Here is a 22,055-nt window from a genome sequence, read left to right on the forward strand (position 1 = left end):
TATCAATTACTAGGACAAAAAGAAAGACAAGTAACACAGTGGTTACTTGTCTCAGCTATTTTTCAGATAGGTCATTTCTTCAGCAAAGTTGTGTTAGATGAATAGTCCAACGACTGTAGCTGTTAGTACCGATGCCATTGTAGCAACTAACAACATCTTGAGGCCAAACTTGGCTACAACCCCTGATTGTTTTTCATCAATTGCCTGTACTGTTCCGATGATGATTCCAATAGAACTAAAGTTAGCAAATGAGATTAAGAATGCTGATACAACGCCTACAGTTTTTGCAGACAAGTTAGGGATCATTTCTTGGAAGCCCAACATGGCAACAAACTCATTAGAGATGATTTTTGTTCCCATTACCCCGCCTGCTTGTACCATTTCATTAGCTGGTACACCCATTAACCAAGCTACAGGTGATAATACAAACCCCATAATTGTAGTCAAGTCTATACCAATAGTTGATGTAAGAACAAAGTTAACCATTGCAATAAGAGAGATGTATGCAATAAGCATAGCTCCTACAATTCCTGCAACTTTCATCCCATCGATGGCACCATTGCCAATTGCCTCGAATAGAGACTTATCATTAATCATATCTTTAACTCTTATTTCTTCACCTTCAACTGATTGAGCCGGAGCCACCATAGAGGCAAGTAGTAAACCTGACATTATATTAAGAGGTAGAGCTACCAGTACGTATTCAGAAGGTATCATCGTCATATAAGCTCCTACAATGGATGCTGATACACTTGTCAGAGATGCTGTAGTAGCAATAAATAATCTGTTCTTATTCATTTTAGGAATATGGTTCTTTACTGCGATTAAAGCTCCTGTATCTCCAAAGATTGAAGAGGCTACAGTAGAGAAAGATTCAATTACAGGAAGACCTGTTAATTTAGAAACTGCTCCTCCAAGATACTTGATCATAAGAGGTAAAATTCTGATGTATGTCAATACACTTAGCAACGTGGATGTAAATACAATCAGCAATAAAACCGAGATAAAGAATACTGGTCTGTCATTCTCAAACACAAAGCCACCAAAGACAAAAGCGATCCCTTCATTACCAAATACCATCAACTTAGCGAAAAAGTCAGTAACTGCTTTTACTACCTGTCCACCAATTGCTGTATTAAGCATGGCATAAGCTGTAACAAGCTGAGCTACAAACAAGATTACTACTGCTCTATAGTTGATGTTTTTCTTATCATTCGACATTAAGAACGCCGCTCCAAGTAATACAATAACTGATAAGATTGCTGTTAATATTCCTGTCATGTTGATTACTCCCCATTTCATCAGTTTATTATTTTACATCCTCTGATTTGTTAAACAATGTGTGTCATTATTCAAAAACTGCAAATCCAATGTAGATTATCCATGTCACCACGGAATTTTCAATTCCTATGATATCCCTTAAAATTTAGCTTTTCCCATACTTTTAACTAAATACATTGATAAATGAAATCGTTTTCTTAAAACGGTACACGATTGGAAAAGCACAATTTTTTTAAAAAAAATTAAGTGTTGGTACAGAGCATTTTACACACTCGTTAGGATTACGACGAATCGCTGAATAGAGTTATGTTTAACATAATCAAGAGGTTTTATATACGTGCTCCAAAAACCAAAGCTACGGACGATTATAAAAAATTGACAACAAAAAAAGCATCTCTAGAGAGACACTTAAACAATATACTATATCAAATTGGATTCTCTTTAATTTTGAAAACTTATACTTAACTGATTTTAATTGCCGTTTCAATTAGGAATTGGACATAATGACAACAACCGAGCAGAAAGAACAGGTGCCAGAACACTGTTTCTCTTTGATAACCCAATGCTTCATCTTTCAACTTTGATTGTTGTCATTTTTCCATATATTTCTTAGGTTAACAAGATTTTATTTTAAAATTACTCGGTTTTTTTATGATTTTAATCATTTAACAATCAAGCTTTCTTCCTTAACGATCGAGCAATCGAAGAAGGCACAACCAATTATTTTCAGTATATGATCCTCATCCAGAACTCAGAGGAAGCAACTCCTTATTAGGCGTTCGAACGATTTCGCATAACTCCCCATACTTTGTCATAACGTGGAGATATGGGGGGAATAAAATTACAAAGGTACAGAAAACTGCAGATGTCGTAAAGAAAGGAATCGGTTTTGGAACTTGCCTTTCGATGGTTATCTCGTACACGGCTTATAAGTCTATTGGTTGGGCCATTGTACACGGGTTTTTTAGTTGGTTTTATGTCCTTTATTATTTTATAAAGAATTCAACAGATTTATTTTAAAAAACAAAAGACAGACTTCTGCAAACGAAGTCTGTCTTTTGTTTTTCGAGTTTCACTTACACGTACCACTGATTAAAATCCTTGTTCTTTTGCCTTGAACACCGCTTTATGCCTTCCCGTAACTTCTAATTTTGAATAAATATTTGAAATATAATTTTTCACTGTTCCTTCCGTCAATGTCCACCAGAATATACTACTTATGGTGATAATTCATTCGTGATGAAGAAAATTCGACACTAATCCATAATGCAAACGCGGTTAGACTTTCAAAGTGAATTTAGGCAACTTTTTAAGGCCGTAATATACAAGGATTGTTTCTGAATCCTGTATATTACGGCCTTTTTAATTTATTTATATGATGATTTCGTATACATAGGACATAAACAAATATTCTCTAGACCATGAATCTGTAGCAATAGATGCTTACTGTGTGTCTTCCCATTTTGCGACTTCTTCCCGAACGATCGGTGCCACTTCCGTTCCTAACAGTTCAATGGCCTTCATCACATCAGCATGAGGCATCGTCCCAACGGGTACATGTAGCATAAAGCGTGTAATCCCTACATTTTTACGCAGGTGTATGATCTTTTGGGCAACGGTTTCCGAATCCCCTACATACAATGCCCCTTTAAAACTCCGAGCTGCATCGAATGCCGCACGGTCGTAATGACCCCAGCCTCTCTCCCGTCCAAGGACGTTCATGACTTGCTGAGTCGGTGGGAAAAATTTATCTGCTGCCGTCTCATTATCCTCTGCAATAAACCCGTGTGAATGGGAGGCAATCGGTAATTTTGATACGTCATGACCTGCCTTAGCCGCTGCTTGTTTATAGAGCTGAACAAGTGGGGCAAACTGCACGGGGCGTCCTCCTATTATTGCCAAAACCAGTGGCAGTCCCAAAAGTCCTGCGCGGACGACCGATTCACTATTACCCCCGCTACCAATCCATATAGGCAAAGGATCTTGAACAGGACGCGGATATATACCAACATTATCAATGGCTGGACGATGCTTTCCAGACCATGACACGATTTCGGACTTCTGTAATTTCAGCAGCAAGTCCAACTTTTCTTCAAACAGTTCGTTATAGTCCTCTAAATCATAGCCAAACAGCGGAAAGGATTCGATAAAAGAACCCCGTCCAGCCATAATTTCCGCACGCCCATTCGAGATACCATCAAGTGTAGCAAAGTCCTGGAATACCCGGACTGGATCTGCAGATGAAAGCACAGTGACCGCACTCGTCAATCGGATTCTCTTTGTCTGTGATGCTGCAGCTGCCAACACAATTGCTGGCGAAGAGGCCGCAAAATCATGACGATGATGCTCCCCAACCCCAAATACATCCAATCCAACTTGATCGGCAAACACAATTTCCTCCACGACTTCACGCAACCGTTGTGCGTGGCTGATTACTTTACCGGTTTTAACATCAGGTGTTGTTTCTACAAACGTGCTGATTCCTATCTCCATTAACAAGACCCCCTATATAATTCACCGTTTTCTGAAATGAATAAATTTTATATTTTCTTTAATATACTTCATTTTCGAGATATTTTCCTTTCGAAGGATTTCTTTCAAGCAAATTGAAAATCGCACGTTTATTTAAGAATTTTCATGGGCAACTGCTAATTAAGGTTTTGAAGATTTTAATTTTTCCCATTGCATAACACCCGTTTTACAGCATCCTTAATTCCATCAAATCCTGTCATAATGGGCTCCATTTTCAAAATTCCGTTTAAACCTATCGTTTTTTGGCTTCCTTTTTCACGGTTTATTTGTTCTGTGGCGAGTACAAAGAATTCCCATTGATCCAAATCTAATGGATTTACGAGTTGACGATCCTGTTCGTTCAATAAGCAAAAAACATATACATCTGCTGTTCGCTTAATCTCGGTCGCATACGTATTCGTACTAGCTTCCCACGTCAATGTAGGTCGAATATTGTATTGAATTATTGAATTCTTTGATTGCTGCCATGATTGCAGGTAAGCTGCAGATTTTACTTCAATTTTGATACCATCAGCTGTTAAAAGGTCGTAGGCATCCCATTCGACTCTCGTTTCATTAATGGCATTTACAGCTTTTGAAACAATAAATTCTGCTAGGATTCCTCGAAGAGAATTATTTAAGATGTCCGATTGATTCCATTTCCAAAAATCTAATAATCGAATATCCGTTTCAGTATTTTGTAATATAAAGCGTTCCTCCCCAGTCTTTTTCATATTTATTCATCCCCATTCTTATGGCTTATTAAGATTGAACTGAATAGTTGAATTTTGCTTTTCACCTCGTATGCTTGCATCTATATCCCGTTACCCAGTATTGTCTGAATGAGAATTGTTACTATTTCTTTTTCCCGTTCTCCACTCAGAAAAACCACGTGTATACCGCCCTATACATCAACAGAACACTGATATATAGTAAAATCAGGTGATGATATGAAAACAAACATATACTTAAACAATGAAAAATTTATTGCAGGAATGACCATGAAAGATGAAGTCGAATTGGAGCACAACAATATGGCTCTTCATGCCTGTGAAACCACGGCCGACATAGTGGAAAACCGCAAGAAATTAGCTGCTTACTTGCAATGCGAACTGGATACTTTCGTGTGTGCGAATCAGACACATAGTGCGAATTTCCATCGTGTAACGCTTGATGATAAAGGACGCGGCGCGAATCAGGTTGATACAGCCATTGCGGATACAGATGCCCTGTATACGTATGAGCCTAATATCTTGCTAAGCAGCTTCACAGCTGATTGTGTTCCTGTGATTTTTTACAATGAAGTGACTGGCCTGATAGGCGTTATTCATTCCGGCTGGCAAGGTACCGTCAAAGAAATCTCATTAAAACTTTTTGAGCATTTAAATCAAGTTGAACGTTGTAACCCAAGTGATTTACATGTCCATATTGGTGCAGCGCTGAGCCAAGAAAAATTTGAAGTTGATGAAAATGTGTATGTAAAATTCAAAGACCTTGGCTACGCCGATGATTTTATGTATTACAATGATCAAACCCACAAGTATCACATTGACAATCAATCAACCGTGAAAAAGCAATGTGAATTAGCAGGCATCCCATCAGAGCAAATTACGATTGACCGTACGTGCACGTTTGTTAGTCCGGATGGCTTCTCTTATCGCCAAGACAAACAAAGCGGAAGGCATTTGAGTTTTATTATGAAAAAAGGGAATGACCCGGAATAATTTTAAAAGCACATCAACATTAAAAAGTTGATGTGCTTTCTTATTGTTACAGCTCGACCTTGGTTAATGCTCCTATTTCAATGGAAATTCATCTTTTTTGACAGTCCTTTAATTCCCATTTTTCAAAATGGAATCTAAATACATTTCACACACCTACAAGTGTACGCATAGCATAGGAGATAATTTCATAACGATGGAGGTACAAATTTGGTCAATTTTTTATCTTTCCAGGGAACGGTCACGGAAATCAGTGATTTCATGATAGGAGCAAATGGTGAAGGAGAAGGTTGCTATACGTTGATGTCAGTAGATAATGGTGCTGGAGCTTCAGTAAATTTCGTGGTATCGCCGACCACTTATTTTGTTAACCAGGAGATGGTCGCTGTGGGAGACCGGGTAACCGGGTACTATGATGGAAATGCCCCTGTTCCTCTCATTTATCCACCGCAATACCGGGCACTTATCATCGTGAAAGATAATCCTTATCAAGATGTGAAAGTCGATTACTTCAATAGCCAATTGGAAAGTCAGGATGGACAATTAAAATTAAATCTCTCTCCTTATACTCCGATTGTATCTAGGAATGGGCAACCATTCACACGGAATATTACGAATCGAGACCTGATTGTCATCTATGGTCCAACTACGAGAAGCATTCCGGCACAGACCACGCCATATGGAATTATTGTTTGGTGTTGAATTTAAAGGAATCCGCATGGAACTTACGATTTTTATTTATTCGTTCATGGTAGGGTTCATCGAAATAATGTAAGAGACAAAAAAGACGGGAGATTTTTTCTTCCGTTTATTTTTTTTATGCCGGTAGCACCTTAATCTGACCCCTACATTTTGCTATAAACTGATACTTTTAAATAGTCCAGCCCTTTGCTACTGTTATCAGTGAATTCAAAAAAACGCAAAGAAGGGTTAAACTATGCAAAATACACAAAGTTATTCAAGCTCAATCTCACGCACTCGCACATTTGATTTAATTTTAACGTCTATGTTAATTGCACTTGTATTCGTTGCTACACTCTTATTAAATATCAAACTACCTATTACGGCGAATGGCGGTTTAGTTCATCTTGGAACAGCTATGCTCTTCATTGCCTCCATTTTATTTGGTCCTAAAAAAGCAGCCATCGCTGGTGCTGTTGGGATGGGGTTATTCGACATAGTCTCTAATTGGACATTGTGGGCACCCTTCACCATTGTGGCTCGCGGCTTACAAGGATATATAGTTGGAAAAATTGCTTGGTCGAACGGTCGCAATGGTAGCAGTGTTGCTTTCAATCTACTCGCTACTATTGTTTCTATTCCTGTGATGTTAGCGGTTTATTACCTTTGTGAAGGGGTTCTATATGGTAACTGGATTGCACCTGTGGCCTCTATTCCTGGAAACATCGTTCAAAATGTTGTCGGGATCATTGTAGCCATTCCTGTAGCTATTGCACTGAAAAAGGTTCCTTTTTTTAAGTAGTACTATTGTTAAACACCATATAACAATTTTTATATAACCTAAAAAGGGGAAGGCTTTGTTATTAAGCCTTCCCCTTTACTATTGTTTTTTAGAAAGTGAATTATCGGTTAGTCACTTGATCATCTTTTTGAGTATCTATTGGAACACGCTTGCCGATTCGAAAAGCGTAAAAACTAATGACAACAAGACATAAGAACACAATACCTGCAATAAGCGACATCCGTGTGTCCTCATTAAACCACATGCCAACTAAAACTATAATTAAAAAGGCGATGGTAATGTAGTTTGTCACCGGTGCAAAAGGCATTTTGAATGGATGATTATCCATTTCAGCCCCTTTTCTTTTTCGGAATTGAATTTGACTAATTAGAATGACAAACCACGGAATCATACCAGGCAGTACACTTGCACTGTATACATACACAAATAAATTTTCTGGTGCAATGTAACTTAGCACAACGCCAACTATTAAACCAAGCATTACACCAAGCAAACTAAATATAGGCACTCCATTACGAGATAGTTTTGTAAAGAACTTTGGTGCTTGTCCATTTATCCCTAATGTATAAAGCATACGTCCTGCACTATAAATACCACTGTTACAGCCTGACAACGCCGCTGTGATGACGACAAAGTTAATAAGTCCGGCGGCGGCTGTAATACCCACTTTCGCAAAAGTTGCTACAAATGGGCTACCAATCGAACTCAGCTGATCCCAAGGATAAACTGTTACTATAACAAAAATCGCACCAATGTAGAAAATTAAAATACGCCAAATAAGACTTTGAATGGCTTTCGTTAATGTTTTTTGCGGATCTTTCGCTTCACCAGCTGTAATCCCAATTAGTTCGACACCTTGATAAGCCCCAATAACTAGTGATAGCGCAAAGAAGAAGCCTGTCCAGCCACCTGTAAAGAAGCCGCCATGTTCCCAAAGGTTAGATAATCCGATTGCATTTCCTCCATTACCAAATCCGAAGAAAATAAGGCCAAACCCAGCAATAATCATCAATACAATTGTAACGATTTTAATCATCGCAAACCAAAATTCAAATTCACCAAATACTTTAACAGAAACTAAGTTAGCTGCACCCAGAATCACTATTGCGATAAGACCTGGTATCCAAGCAGGCAGGTCTGGGAACCAGTACTTCATGTATGCCCCAACAGCTATAATTTCTGACATCCCAACAATTACCCACTGGAACCAGTTACTCCATGCCGTCATATACCCCGCTAAGGGATGAATGTACTTATGGCCAAATGTCGCATATGAACCTGTACTTGGCTCTAAATATAACATTTCTCCCATTGCACGCATTATGAAAAAGATAAAAATCCCTGTTATTGCATAAGCAAGCATTACAGACGGACCCGTCCATTTAATTGTGCTGGCTGAACCCATAAATAAACCAACACCAATTGTACCTCCCAAAGCAATCATCTGAATATGACGCGCTTCCAAGCCTCTCTTTAATTCTTTGTTTGCCATTCAATTTCCTCCTCTTAGACTATAAAATTGCTTCAATTAACAGCAAGCTACTAATATCTCTATTCGGTATTAAAAATGATGAAGGGAGCGTCACTTTCAATATATTTTAAAAGTAATTTACTTGTCTTATAATAATAAATTATCCGACAGAATACAAATGTATTTTTCAGGAAAACACTGGTATAATCAGTATCTTTCGACTATATATAAAACAGTAACTATGTTAGAAACAAAATAATTTTTATTTCAAAATAGTAATAATATTATACAGATTCTTTCTATTGTATTCTTTCCCTCGATAAATATCTTTTCTTTATTGGATAAAAAATCAAACTTAAAAAATATATTGAATTTCACTTTCAGTAAACAGACATAGCTCCAGAGTTGTCGGAATCATTGTAGTTATTTTAGCTAAAATAAAAAAGGGGAAGGCTTATTATATCAAGCCTTCCCCTTTTTTATTGTTTTTAAATGCTATGTTAAAGAAAGTATGAAAATTCCATATCCAAAATTAACTTTAGACTTGTTCTTTTTCACTTAGACCAAGCTTCTCTGCTATTGAAATATTTATTTCGTGCAGAAGCTCTGGATTTTCCATTAGTGACACGCCATAAGAAGGAATCATTTCTTTGATTTTTGGTTCCCATTCTTCCATATGTTGCGGGAAGCATTTTTTAATTACTTCGAGCATAACGTGAACTGCCGTAGAAGCACCGGGAGAAGCCCCTAGTAATGCTGCAATCGAGCCATCAGCAGCACTAACAACTTCCGTACCAAATTGAAGCGTTCCTTTGCCTTCAGAAGTATCTTTGATCACTTGTACACGTTGACCAGCTACAACTAAATCCCAATCCTCGCTCTTGGCGTTCGGGATAAACTCTCGTAACTCATCCATACGCTGTTCTTTCGATAACATAACTTGCTGAATCAGGTATTTTGTCAATGACATCTCTTTTGCGCCTGCAGCCAACATGGTTAAGATATTATTCGGTTTTACAGAGGTCACTAGATCCAAATTTGAACCGGTTTTTAAGAACTTAGGTGAGAAGCCGGCAAATGGTCCAAATAGCAACGATTTTTTATTGTCAATAAATCGTGTATCAAGATGCGGAACAGACATTGGTGGAGCACCAACTTTAGCTTTTCCGTATACTTTTGCATGATTTTGAGCAATAACTTCTGGATTATTACACACCATGAAGATTCCGCTTACTGGGAATCCTCCAATTTGTCTTCCTTCAGGAATGCCGGATTTTTGCAGTAAATGCACGCTTCCGCCTCCGCCTCCGATAAAGACGAATTTTGCAGTATGGTGTTCCACGATACCGCTGTAGACATTACTCACTTTTAATTCCCATGAACCATCGCCATTCTGGTACAAATTATCAACATTGTGGTTATATTTGATACGGACGTTCTTATTCTGCAAGTGGTCAAACAACATGCGCGTTAAAGCACCAAAGTTAACATCCGTTCCAGAGTCGATTTTTGTTGCCGCTATGACTTCATCCGAAGGACGATCTTGCATAATGAGCGGAATCCATTCCATCAGTTTTGCTGGGTCATCAGAAAATTCCATTCCTTGGAACAGCGGATTTTTTGATAGCGCTTCAAAACGTTTCTTTAAGAACGCCACATTTTGTTCCCCTTGTACCATACTCATATGAGGCAATGGCATGATAAAGTCTTCTGGATTATTTATCAACCCGTTTTTTACAAGATGTGACCAAAACTGCGTGGACAGCCGAAACTGTTCATTTATTTTAATCGCTTTGCTAATATCAATAGATCCGTCTGGTTTTTCAGTTGTATAGTTAAGCTCACACAGGGCCGCATGACCTGTTCCTGCATTATTCCATTCGTTCGAGCTTTCCTCTCCTGCATTGTCGAGCTTCTCAATCACTGTAATTTTCAATTCCGGCGCTAATTCTTTCAAAAGTGTCCCTAAAGTGGCACTCATGACTCCGGCACCAATTAAGATAACGTCTGTATTAGTTTCTCTCATGTTCATTTTTACCATCCTTAGTCCCTAAAATTGCAGAAAGGATCTAGGCGCTCTTGCTTAGAAAGCATAATAAGCCAAGGCGCGACCTAGTCACACACCTTTTCTGTTTAAAATATATCCATATTATAGTGTAATACAATTATTTAAACATTAATATATATTTACTATTACCTAATAATTATAAGCTAAATAAAAGCAGGTTAACAGTGAGAAGTCCTTCCATAAGGCTATGGAACATCCTAGTGTGTGCTGCACTGAAAAAATTCTATTTTATATAGTTAATTATAGTGATTTACAGCGATTTAAATCTTTTCATTCTATATGACACAAAAAAGGGAGAATGCTTCGTATAACAAGCATTCTCCTTCTTTTTTGATTTAACTTCAAGTTTAAGTTACCTCATTTTGAAAGATTATTTTGCTCAAGACTTTGATAAACGAATATCATATCTTGTTTATCCAACTCACGAATACGATTGAAAATGGGTATATCCGCCACACCCTCTGTAAGCAATCTTTCAGCCACTACATCCCTTACTTTACCGGTCAGCCAGGTTTGTACGTCGAAACTTTCGATAATTTCCTTCCGACCTTCATCATTGATACCACTAGCATGACAACTCACACAGGGCACCGACAATTTATACACGCCGTCATGAAGACCATCTTCGGAAATGACTTTCTTCCCTGCACAGAATGGACATTTATGACTTGCTTTAACTTTATTGATTTGGGTAACAATTTTTTTGTATCCAAACGCTTCGTACACATAAGTTAGCTTTTTATATTTTCCATTGGTGAAATACTTATCGATAATGGTTTCTCTCGTTTCAGTAATCTTGGCGAAATCACAGATTGTGATCTGGTTTTTACAGCTTATTGCTTCGATTTTGCTTCCAATACTGTCCCAGAATGGGAAAGCATTCTGTAAAACGATCTCGTAGTCAATAAAGCTTGCCTGTTCCAGTTCTAGCATTTTCAGTGCTACTTGCGTTCCCCTAGAAAGGAGGGAAACATCTTCAGTAAGCGACATATCGCCGCCAACAACCGCTTTTAGTTTTTCCAGTTCCGGCAACTTCCCTACTGTTTTTATGACTTGATCGATCGGCTGTTGAATGAGTTCACGAATATCGATCCCACCAAACAATAGTTTTTTATGATGGTTCAGCACGGTTCCTTCACAAACTGGACAGGTAATCAGTTCTTTTGAAGCTTTCATATGATCTTTAATGATTGATTTCGAAATGAACATATAACGTCCAATGATCAAATTAAAGCCTTCCCATGTTCTCGATGCCTTACCAGCTTTATCATAAAATGACTTTTCCCAATAACCATATAAAAAGGTGTGCTTTTCCGCTTCAGTCATCTCATTGAAGATTTTGCTGATATCTTGTCCGAGTTCATTCTTGATCTCATCAAACAGGAATTGCAACTTTGGATATTGATAATATTTCAATACCTCCATGACGTCGGAATGTAATAAGCCATCCCAGAATGGCACAGTTTTGTCCTGAATGACCACATCAAAATTGAATCTCTCAATGACCCGACGGCCGGAACAACATGCACAATGGTTTTCTTGATTATAGAAATCGAAGTTTCTTGTATCTTTATTGGTCGGATGGGCAGCAACGATATGGTTGATCAGCCCGCCCATTTCATAGAGGAAGCTATATTGACTATACAAGTGCCTTTCAAGATCAATAGCGATAACGGGTGCGATGGTGTCGGATTCATATTCACCATAAATCAACCGAGCCATAGGTGAAAGGCTTTTTAAAATGCCGCCCTTATAGATATTTTCTGCATTTTTAAAGTAGACCAAATGATTTTCTTCTAAGTAGTGAATACCGTTTCGCTGCTTGAGTGTTGAAGAAATGTGCAATGGAGCAACTTCTTCACTATTTTTTTGACGGTAATACTCTTCATGACTAACAACATCAAGATGTTGAACTGGCGCAATCTGTCTTTTACCGAAATCAACAATAAAATCAGAGCTTTCCAGCATGTATGCATTATGTTCAATCATCATGATGGAGACAGATTCATTCTCTAGAATGCCCCTAACACTATCAATAAATTGGTTTAAAATATTTTGTGATAACCCTTTTGAAGGCTCGTCAAAAATAAACAACGTATGTGGATTTTTGGCGTTCGTAAACAACTCAGAAACTAAATGAACACATTGGAATTCACCCGTTGATAAAGTTTGTGTTTTTCTTTCTAACGTCAAATAGCCAAGTCCAAGTTTGATCAATAAGCTCAAGCGTTTATGAGTGATGTCTTCCTTAGGGAGTTCATCAATAATATCTTCAATCGAACGTAGAAAAATATCATCTATCTCGTCACTATATTTAGTGAGTTTCTTCTTAATATCAAGGAACGTCGCAACGGTTGACCGGCTCGTAATCGATTGATTCCGATCTTGCCCAACCATGACTAGTTTATCTTTTGGATATCGCTTCATAAAATCTTTGATGATACACTCATTGACGAGAGTGGATTTACCACATCCAGACTCACCGGTAAAAGTGACAAGTCTATTTTTGGGAATTTGGATTTCATCTATTTGAATATTTCGGCAGTAAAGATCCTGGAATTGATAGTATTCTGTTGGCATAGCCTGATTTCGTTCCCAGATGATTGGTTTTGGACGTGGGGATTCTTCTACAATTTTGCCGCCATACTTGCCACTTCCTGGTCCAAAGAACAATTGCTCATCTGTTGCATCGAGTACCGTATCAGAATGATCGATGAGCCAGATTTGATTCTTATACCCTAATTGTTTTATCTGTTCTAAAATTTTCAATAGTGTTTCGTGATCAAGGCCAACCGAGATTTCATCAATTATAATAACGGTATTTTCACTGGCTGCCATGAACTCGGCTAAGTAAAGCCGTGTTAATTCCCCGCCTGATAAAGTCCCCATTATCCGATTCAATGTTAAATAACCAATATTCATATTGATTATATTTTGCAGAATATGCTGCTTCGCTTCACTAATGTGCAAAACTTCAGCTAATGAGAGAATGGTTTCTATGCTTAAGTCGTTGAGATCGGAAATACTATGTGGTTTTCCAAGTAATTCAATCGTATATTGCTCAACTTCTTGGTTATAACGACTGCCCTTGCACTTTTTACATTCCACATTTTTGGTCGTGCCACGTCCTTTACAATCCCGACACCAGCCTAATTCATTATTAAATGAAAAAACTTCTGGGGAAAGATTAAATTTTTCAGCAAGACGAACACGAATCTCTTTAAAAACGCCCGTATGGGTGCCAATGGTAGACCGCGGATTAGAAGAAATCGATGCTCTTCCAAGAAAAAGCACTAAAGGCATGTCTTCCATTTTGATGGCACTGAAATTTGTTTCCATAATTTTAGAAAACAAATACTGATATTCTGCCTTTGGCAATAATGAAACGAGACGCTTCTTAGACTCTTCACCAATGGTTTGACTAAAAGTGGTTTTTCCGGACCCAGACAGACCTGCAATTCCTAACGATTGATTTACTGGCAGTACGGCATCTAATTGATTAATGTTATTAGCAATTAATCGATTTATTTTCATATGTACATCCTCTCTATTTATGTAAACTCAGTCTTTCCACGTTAGAACATCGACAAACTCTTTTATGATACGGGTTCATCTTAATGGTCCAAAATGAGGTTTAACCACGTTTTTTATTTGATTTATAAAACTTCTTAAAAATCTCTGGAAAATACAAATGTAAACCACGCTCTATTATTCAGTTACTTCCTTCATTTAAATTTATCACTAATTATGGATTATTAAAATAACGTCAGAGTTAAACTATGTGATAGCTATTTTGATAAAGGATGTGTATTATATGGATTTTTTTCAAAGCCAAGAAACACTTACTACCTTTGAGTGGATTCTTCGAGCTATTGTTGCTTTTTTCTTCTTGTTAACTGTTACTAGAATATTAGGTCAGCGTGTCATCTCTCAATTAAGACCTCTTGATTTCGCCATTGCTTTAGTCATTGTAAACATTATTGCCCATCCACTATCAGATGAACATCTTGGGCTTAAAGGGTCTATCGTTACAACCATTGTATTGGATGTACCATTTACAAAAGGCTAATAATAGTGTAATATTACACTATTAGTATAATTTAACACTATTACATGGAGATGATGTTATTTGAATAAAGAAACTGTAATTGATTTGATTTCTAAGAATGTTCGACTAATTCGTCTTGAAAAAGGATATTCTCAAGAAAAAATGGCTACTGTTCTAGGAATTTCCAAAAAGACACTGCTTCAAGTTGAAAAAGAAAGAACATCAATTGGTTGGACGAATGCAGTCGTAGTTTGTGCCTTATTTAAGGATAGTCAAATCCTAGAACACATTTTAGGAGAAGAACCTTTTGAAGTAATTGAAACACTAGCTCACGATGGTATGAATACTCCAAAAGTAAAAACATTAGGAGGAAAAATGTTTTGGAATGAGATTGCGAAAAAAGGAAAATTTCGAGTACAACAAAATGTGATCAGCCAACATTATCGTATTTTAGATGGTAGTGATTATAGGTGGTATAGCACGTTTGAAGAGGAAGAAGTTATGAATCGTTTTTACGAATTAACTAAGGAGTAATTAAATTTTAAAGGAGAAATTACAATGGATAAAAACAAGAGAGTCATTATATTAAACAGCATATTAGTAGGAACTATCGTACTAAATCTGTTTATTTTTACTTCACGTATGCGCTTTTTCCCTTGGTTTATTGAAGATGCATGGGGATATTTAGGATTATTCCTTACTGCACCAATTTTAATAGGTATTTATTTCATACTAAGACATTTTCACAAGCAACAACTAGTCACAAATATAAATAAGGTAATTCCATTGTTTGTCGCAATAACATCATTGATTATTGTGTTTGGGCCGACAACTGACTTTTTAAATATTGTTGCCCTTGTAATTAACGTAGCTTCAGTATTTTTAGCAACAAATTTCCTATTCAATCAAAATGGGAGCGGGACTCCATCTCCATCAACTTAAAATTTAATAGTGCCCCCAGAACGAAATTTTGTGTTAACTTGTAACAAAAAAGCACATTTTTTCGTTTTTGGGGGTGTCTCAAAATATTAGCTTGATGGGCATGTGGGGCTAACCCATGGATTTGTGTCTAACTTCTACGGGACAGTTCATTGTTCCATTTGATTGGATATGTCTTATTCCATCATCAATCAAACCTTCACCTTAAATCCTGCAAACCGAAATTTACTTGTTGTATATGGCCCTACCACAATATGTGAGTATAAAATTTACATAGCATTATTCCATAAGTCGGGTGTGATATCCATTAATATTAGATTTTAATAATTCTGCAACTTACATCTTTTCACAAATGTTATCTAATAATCCTTTTGTCCATAACCACATTTACTTATGGTATGGTTCCCCGTAATGGTACTAAGTGAGGGTATTGATGCTGTAAATTATGTTTAATAAATAGAATGGCCCCTTTACCTAATCATAAAATCAGACTATCCCTACGAATTGTTTCTGTACGGCAGACACTCTTTTCCTTGCCTAATGGTTGCTGTACCCTTCGTTGTTGTATAAGGCGGTGTTTTCGGCAAAACGTTCATGACCAAGAGCCGGATTGAATGATCTTTATAAAATATTTCATCAAACGAAGGGGTTATGTGTGGATCCGTATTTTCAAATATCCTTTTTTGTAATTCTTCTATGTCTATATCAAATGGAATCCCTATTAAAACATTGTCTATTCCCTGCATTTTGTCGGCCACGCCGAAAACAACGCTGCCCCCGCCGCCATTTGCCATACAAACAGCGTATTTAATCATTTTATTGACGTTTTCCTCCACAGCACTAAAATTCCATTGTTTAAAGTCTAGATCCTGTGCCTCAAAATCATCTGCAATATGATGATCCAATTGCTGAATGATCTCCATGATTTCGCTTTTATTCTTCATAAGAATATCCTCCTTTCCAGCAAAAGCGATCTATATACCTTGCAAATACGTTAACCAATGCTTATACAAAAAAGGCAGTCCCTTATTACAAATACACTTGTAGGAACTACCTCTTATTATATTTATATGTTTGTTTCGTCATGGCTGTTTATAAAGCTTTTTGAAATTGCACGCCGGCTTCATCATACATTTTTCAACACATTCAATTCCCAGCTTTATCCAAATCGACACCTACATTTTTCGCTAAAGTAATACTTTTGAATAGACTAATCCTTTGCTAACGTTGTCAGTAAATGTGAAAACGGATTTATTATGTAAGGATTTCAAAGGAAGGCTTACGTGCCACTCCTCAATATCTATAAAAGAAGAAAGTTGATGAACAAACATGGAAACTTAAACATTTATCAATACTCCTTGCACAGGTACCTGAAATTTTGTTAAACAGATTAGAACCTCATTTACTTATGATAAGGTTCTCCGTGACTAATCTAATTGAGGATTATTCAAATTGTTTTTAGAATAGAATTTAACAAAAAAAGTAGTGCCATCTAATCCAGTTTGAATTTCAATTTTCGCATTATGACGGGCAGCAATGGCGTAACAAATGCCTAACCCCAAGCCAGTGCCATTATCTTTGGTTGTATAGAATGGAGTACCCAGTTTCTCTAAAATTTCTTGTCTGATACCTTCTCCTTGATCCCGCACTGCAAGAACCACACAATTTTCATCTTCCGTGTAGGTACTGATGGATAGAACTTTCCCTGTGCTCATCGCTTCTAAGCCGTTACGGTATAGGTTTATTATTAATTGCCGTATCTCATTACGATTTAAAAGCAATTCTGGGATGTCTTTAGTATCGAATTGAATAAGTTTATTTTGATTAAATGTATCAATCTTTATTAAAGGTGTAATATCATGGATAATTGAATTTAAATCTAACATCTGTAAATCAGATGTCCTTGTATTTCCCATTGAAAGAAATTCAGTAATAATGGCATTGGCACGGTCAAGTTCTTCAATCATTAAATTAAAGTGGTCATTATGTTTTTCAAATTCGTCCTCTTTTTTTATTAACTGTAAGAATCCTCGTACCGTTGTCATTGGATTTCTAATCTCATGGCTGATACCTGCTGCCATTTGCCCTATTAATTCTAAGTTGGAAAACCTTCTCAGTTCATTTTCATATTTCTTTTTTTCCGTTACATTTTTAAATAGGCAACAGATACCCTCGTCATACGGGTAAGCCACTACTTCGTACCAATAATCTTCAGAGGTTGCGGGAATATCGAAATGTACAGGAACTCGCTCTAACATCGCACGATGAAATTCTTTATACATGACGGCATCTATACTTTTCGGGAAAATCTCCCATATATTTTTGCCTAATACATCTTTTGCCGCTTTCTTTTGTGGTAGATATTGATGTTTATTTATGTAAATAAATTCCCATTCTTTATTCAAAGCAAAGAACCCATCCGTAATACTTTCAATAACACGTGTAACTTTTTCATTAGCAGCGGCTAGTTCCCTTGTTCGCTCTTCCACCATGTTTTCAAGTTGGTCCATATATAACAAGTTTGAAAACGTTGGGGCTGTGGCATCAACTATAGATTGTGCCAGCTGAATTTGGGATTCATCGTAACTGTGAGTTTTTCTCACCAAATCCACAACTGTTATTACCCCTAATACTTCTCCCATTGAAACCAATGGAATCATAAGCAGCCCCTTTATATCTTCACTTGGGATGTGAATTATATTTTTTGTTATAACAACCTCTTGGATCATGGCTTCATAGCTATGGTCCATTTTTATGTTATTAAGGGTTGCACTCCACTCTGCTTCCGTCCAATCACAGTCTTTACTTAACTTCGTTAATCTAATTGTTTTTTTTTCTAACGGTTCTAGGAGGTGGGCAGCAATATTTTTGCTATCTAAAATCTTTCCTAAGTAGAAAAAGCATTTATCGAGACTTTCCTGTATCGAGGAACACATCGATAAATCACGTGTAACATTAAGCAACAACTGCTTTTCGGCAATAAGGTTTTCCTTTTGTGTTAAATTATTCACGTTTTGAATTGCGACTGCAGCCATATTCACATAAGCTTCAACACTTTGAATTTCCGACTCTGTCAAGTTCATTGGCGTTCCATAATCAAATAAAAAAACTAGACCAAATAACTCTTGCTCAATTGAGATAGGCAGAACTAATAAGGATTTAATTTTGAAGGCTTCAACTGATTTCGGATCCGGCCGATTATCTTTTGAGGTATCCGGGATGTGGATGGTTTTTTTAGTTTCAATCACTTCTTTGGCTAGTAAGTCTATTTCAGGATCAATTAGTTGCGTATCGAGCGCCATGCCATTCATGAGTTCAGGTTTTCCTGCAAATCCTCTAAATGTTCCATCTTTTTGAGGTAAATAAATACCAACGGAATTACATTGAACAATCTCTTCAGATATTGCACTCGTTACACGCTGTAATACTTCACGTAGTTCTAACTTTGTATTTATTATTTTTGTTATATTTGCAAGCCTAGAATATCTTGTTTGTTCCATTAACATTCACACAGTCTCCAATCAATTGGGTTAGCGTTTATTATTTACGTCTTAGTGATCTTTCAAAGGAAGGTATCCAAGTAGAAATAAAGAATACTAGATTATTAATAAAAAAGATTCAATACTGAATATCTTTTTACATGGGGTAGGAATTTGGATTACTTATTTGAACCGATTAATGAAAATGTATATGTACTAGCAATATGGGACACAAGTTGGAACTCTTATAACAACTGTTACTTTATTGTACAGGAAGTTAGAGTAACACTGATAGATTTTAGGTAAAAAGGAGCATTCCATATACCTTGAACAAGCTCTAAATAGAATAGGCAAATCACCAGAAGACGATACTCTCATCCTAGCAACCCACGGTCATAAGGATCATGTACAAGAAGCTACTATTTTTAAAAATGCTAATAAATATATCCACCCAAATGAGCGCAGTCTGTTTACAGATCAAGAGCAATTTTATTATTCATTGTCAGAGTTCTTTAACATAGTAACTACTTCTTGGAGATAAAAAAGTATTTATTAGAACAAGTGTCTACTCAAAACGAAATATATGAGCATATACATATTGAAATATCCAATAATTTGTTACGTTTTCGATGTTAAGAAGATAAGTGTAATTTTATTACGCGAGACCATCATTTTCTTCCCTACTGAAGTTTAACCTCTCATTTTTTTGGAGAATAAAATGAATTCGATAAAGGAGGAATAGCAAAATGATGCATCCGAATACCGAAATTCGGTATGTAAATGAGAAAGTAGGAATTGGAGTTTTTGCAACAAAATTAATTCCTAAAGGAACCATTGTCTGGATTAAAGATGATTTAGATATTATTCTTGATGAGTCATATATTGAAAGTCTTGATGATGTTCGAAAAGAGTATATATATAAATACTCATATTTAGATAATGACGGCGAATACGTTCTCTCTTGTGATCACGCAAAGTATATTAACCATAGCTTCAATCCAAATATAGTAGATACAGTATATGATTTTGAGTTAGCTGCAAGAGACATTCAACCTGGCGAACAAATAACATGTGATTATGCTGCATTGGGTGAAGATGAAGATTTTGAATGTATACCTGAAGAAGGCACTTCAAGAACAAAAGTGTCAGCAGATGACTATCTATTTTTAACGAAGAGTGGGATAAAATGGCAATAGAGGCGTTTAAGTATTTCAACAAGGTGGAACAACCTCTAAAACATCTGATCAGTGAGCAATATACTGATAAAGTAAATGCGGTTGCTAATGGAACCGAACCACTAGACTCAATCCTTACTTTATTTATCAATGATGATGATGAAGACTGAGACTGAATTTTCGAACTTTAGAATAACAATTTTAAAGGCGTTAACAAAACACGACCTAAAACAAATTTTTGAACGCTACTATCGAGGTACAAATACCAAAAACGTTCGCGGCACAGGTCTCGGCATGGCTATTTCTAGAGATATTATTGAGGCACACGGTGGAAATGTTATATTGTCGAGTAAAGTTGGCATCGGCACAACCGTGGAAATTCGTTTAAGTAAGTAAAAGATAAAAGGGCTATCTTAGTTGGAAAAATAACTAGAAAAGCCCTTTCTTATTGAAAAAAACAGTCCAAATAAAATAATTAAACTGTTTCCTTTATTACTTCCTAAACCTCATTTACTTATGGTATGGTTCACCTTAGCAGGGCTAAATGAGGTTTATTCTCTTTTCCATTTTAGATAGCCGGCTGAAGGACCACCCAACTCTCTCCTACTCCAACAGCTCTTCCGGAAGCAGCTTAAATCCTTCAATCATCGTGTCTTCTTCCACCTCGATCAATAGACAGCGTTTGCCATTGTAATTGATCTGTTTGACATATCTCAAGTCTTGCGGGCTGATCGCAATATTCGCTACTTTCGTGCTGATTTTGATTGACTTGGACGCGTAGCTTGGAACGACATGGCTTGCTTTCATTTCATAGTTTTTGTCTTCAACCACCTGCTGAAAGGCCATTTCCACTTTTTCCGTAGTCACATCTTTTACGCCGCTCGCCTTCAACACACGTGCAACCTCTATAGAATCCAAAGTAGGAGTACTCCCTTCTTCGTCCTCACTCTCTTTTTCCACCAATAACATATTATTGATTTCATCATATACACCGGCGAGGGTTTTCGAATTTACTTCATCACCAATTACTGCTTTGACAATTTCTTCAAACACCGCTTTATCTTCCTCGGCCGTCATGATTTCATTGCCGTTCAACACATTCTCGATAAATTGGAAATCCGGTTTATTCGCTTTGCTCGCTGCGTAAAGGATGTGATGGATGTCTGCGGCGTTTTCCGTGAAGCTCGGGAACAGGAATCCACCAATTGGAGTGGCCAGTTTAATGACGGGATCTGTCACCAGGCTTGACTTAAACTCTTTCTCGACAAAATCAAACACCAGTGAACTTTTCGGCAATTCGGTTTGATTCATGCTGCAAAGAATAAAAGGAGTGGTATACACTTCATCCCGCATGTCGATTTCCGTTTCATTAGGCTGGCGCTTCGTCGTTTTAAAAGAATTCCCACGAATAAATGTGACCACTATGTCCTTTTCGTATTGTTTGTCCTGAACCATTTTCAAGGCGATCTGCTGCATATACGCTTTCCATTCACCTATATCTTCAGTCTGAAGTCCTTCATATAAAAGTCGTTGCGTATGGTCCGTTTGCTCTTCTGCCTGACGCTGAAACTTCACCTCAAATAGCTTCACATCCAGTTTTCCACCTAAAACCTTTTTAAAATTGGCAAGAAACAGCTCTTGCTGCTCCCGGTCCAACAACGAAAATGAGCGGCTTTCCTCATGATAGATTTCACTGCTTTCCTGCTTGATGTAAACGTTATAAATGTCAGCGATTTTCAGTAAATCAGTATCCATCTTAAATTGTTTGCGAATCTCCGCTATATCCTTATTATTCATCTCTAATTCCAACTCCCTGGCAAGTAAGATCCGTGTTGTCTACAAAAAAAGAGCATCCAAAGCTACAGTTTAGCTTCTGACA

At 37.0% G+C, this 22,055-nt stretch carries 17 protein-coding genes and 2 pseudogenes; 9 read left to right on the plus strand and 10 right to left on the minus strand.

Annotated features, from left to right (window positions below):
• Positions 1-93: 93 nt before the first annotated feature.
• From AC1DSK_RS09540 to AC1DSK_RS09555, 4 genes are all read right to left on the minus strand, one after another.
• A complete protein-coding gene (locus tag AC1DSK_RS09540) occupies positions 94-1,281 on the minus strand; it encodes a NupC/NupG family nucleoside CNT transporter (protein WP_016428879.1) in 1,188 nt (395 codons plus the stop codon).
• Between the two features lie 1,092 nt (positions 1,282-2,373).
• A complete protein-coding gene (locus tag AC1DSK_RS09545; protein ID WP_477547857.1) occupies positions 2,374-2,478 on the minus strand; it encodes a LuxR C-terminal-related transcriptional regulator in 105 nt (34 codons plus the stop codon).
• 246 nt (positions 2,479-2,724) lie between these two features.
• Positions 2,725-3,774 carry an LLM class flavin-dependent oxidoreductase gene (locus AC1DSK_RS09550; RefSeq protein WP_477547858.1) on the minus strand — a complete coding sequence of 350 codons (1,050 nt, stop codon included), beginning with the start codon at positions 3,772-3,774 and terminating at the stop codon, positions 2,725-2,727.
• A 176-nt stretch (positions 3,775-3,950) separates the two neighbouring features.
• Positions 3,951-4,526, minus strand: coding sequence for a hypothetical protein (locus AC1DSK_RS09555; RefSeq protein ID WP_477547859.1), 576 nt, complete (start codon positions 4,524-4,526; stop codon positions 3,951-3,953).
• A gap of 216 nt (positions 4,527-4,742) precedes the next feature.
• On the opposite strand from AC1DSK_RS09555, the gene pgeF reads away from it, so the two are divergent.
• The 3 genes from pgeF (at position 4,743) to AC1DSK_RS09570 (ending at position 6,996) form a co-directional block, all read left to right on the plus strand.
• Positions 4,743-5,516: a peptidoglycan editing factor PgeF gene (pgeF, locus tag AC1DSK_RS09560; protein ID WP_477547860.1), complete on the plus strand. Its 774-nt coding sequence runs from the start codon at positions 4,743-4,745 to the stop codon at positions 5,514-5,516.
• Between the two features lie 207 nt (positions 5,517-5,723).
• A complete protein-coding gene (locus tag AC1DSK_RS09565) occupies positions 5,724-6,215 on the plus strand; it encodes a hypothetical protein (RefSeq protein ID WP_477547861.1) in 492 nt (163 codons plus the stop codon).
• 235 nt (positions 6,216-6,450) lie between these two features.
• Positions 6,451-6,996, plus strand: a complete 546-nt coding sequence (locus AC1DSK_RS09570; RefSeq protein WP_477547862.1) for an ECF transporter S component — start codon at positions 6,451-6,453, stop codon at positions 6,994-6,996.
• Between the two features lie 100 nt (positions 6,997-7,096).
• Here the strand turns inward: AC1DSK_RS09570 and AC1DSK_RS09575 are convergent, their stop codons facing one another.
• The 3 genes from AC1DSK_RS09575 to AC1DSK_RS09585 form a co-directional block, all read right to left on the minus strand.
• A complete protein-coding gene (locus AC1DSK_RS09575; RefSeq protein ID WP_016428891.1) occupies positions 7,097-8,488 on the minus strand; it encodes an amino acid permease in 1,392 nt (463 codons plus the stop codon).
• A 517-nt stretch (positions 8,489-9,005) separates the two neighbouring features.
• A complete protein-coding gene (locus AC1DSK_RS09580) occupies positions 9,006-10,499 on the minus strand; it encodes a malate:quinone oxidoreductase (protein ID WP_016428892.1) in 1,494 nt (497 codons plus the stop codon).
• Positions 10,500-10,892: 393 nt separating this feature from the next.
• Positions 10,893-14,069: an ATP-binding cassette domain-containing protein gene (locus tag AC1DSK_RS09585; RefSeq protein ID WP_477547863.1), complete on the minus strand. Its 3,177-nt coding sequence runs from the start codon at positions 14,067-14,069 to the stop codon at positions 10,893-10,895.
• A gap of 280 nt (positions 14,070-14,349) precedes the next feature.
• Between AC1DSK_RS09585 and AC1DSK_RS09590 the strand changes: the two are divergent.
• The 3 genes and pseudogenes from AC1DSK_RS09590 to AC1DSK_RS09600 all read left to right on the plus strand — a co-directional run.
• Positions 14,350-14,586, plus strand: a pseudogene (locus tag AC1DSK_RS09590) (DUF421 domain-containing protein); the annotation flags it as partial.
• A 78-nt stretch (positions 14,587-14,664) separates the two neighbouring features.
• Positions 14,665-15,117 (plus strand): helix-turn-helix transcriptional regulator, encoded by a 453-nt coding sequence (locus AC1DSK_RS09595; RefSeq protein ID WP_477547864.1) that lies wholly within the window; start codon positions 14,665-14,667, stop codon positions 15,115-15,117.
• A 24-nt stretch (positions 15,118-15,141) separates the two neighbouring features.
• Positions 15,142-15,525, plus strand: coding sequence for a hypothetical protein (locus tag AC1DSK_RS09600; RefSeq protein WP_477547865.1), 384 nt, complete (start codon positions 15,142-15,144; stop codon positions 15,523-15,525).
• Positions 15,526-16,019: 494 nt separating this feature from the next.
• Here the strand turns inward: AC1DSK_RS09600 and AC1DSK_RS09605 are convergent, their stop codons facing one another.
• Together AC1DSK_RS09605 and AC1DSK_RS09610 are read right to left on the minus strand one after the other, a co-directional pair.
• Complete coding sequence (locus tag AC1DSK_RS09605) at positions 16,020-16,466, minus strand: ATP-binding protein (RefSeq protein WP_477547866.1); 447 nt, start codon at positions 16,464-16,466, stop codon at positions 16,020-16,022.
• Positions 16,467-16,949: 483 nt separating this feature from the next.
• Positions 16,950-19,028, minus strand: a complete 2,079-nt coding sequence (locus AC1DSK_RS09610; protein ID WP_477547867.1) for a GAF domain-containing protein — start codon at positions 19,026-19,028, stop codon at positions 16,950-16,952.
• 719 nt (positions 19,029-19,747) lie between these two features.
• Here AC1DSK_RS09610 and AC1DSK_RS09615 point away from each other — a divergent pair.
• From AC1DSK_RS09615 to AC1DSK_RS09625, 3 genes and pseudogenes are all read left to right on the plus strand, one after another.
• Positions 19,748-20,197 (plus strand): SET domain-containing protein, encoded by a 450-nt coding sequence (locus AC1DSK_RS09615; RefSeq protein WP_477547868.1) that lies wholly within the window; start codon positions 19,748-19,750, stop codon positions 20,195-20,197.
• On the plus strand, positions 20,188-20,346 hold the full coding sequence (locus AC1DSK_RS09620; RefSeq protein ID WP_477547869.1) for a hypothetical protein: 159 nt from the start codon (positions 20,188-20,190) through the stop codon (positions 20,344-20,346). The genes AC1DSK_RS09615 and AC1DSK_RS09620 overlap by 10 nt, the downstream gene beginning before the upstream one ends.
• A 52-nt stretch (positions 20,347-20,398) precedes the next feature.
• Positions 20,399-20,572, plus strand: a pseudogene (locus AC1DSK_RS09625) (sensor histidine kinase); the annotation flags it as partial.
• A 207-nt stretch (positions 20,573-20,779) separates the two neighbouring features.
• Here AC1DSK_RS09625 and AC1DSK_RS09630 read toward each other — a convergent pair.
• Entirely contained in the window at positions 20,780-21,973 is a 1,194-nt protein-coding gene (locus AC1DSK_RS09630) for a DUF4317 domain-containing protein (RefSeq protein ID WP_477547870.1), read from the minus strand.
• Positions 21,974-22,055 lie beyond the last annotated feature (82 nt).

The organism is Paenisporosarcina sp. P4_B8, assembly GCF_056402175.1.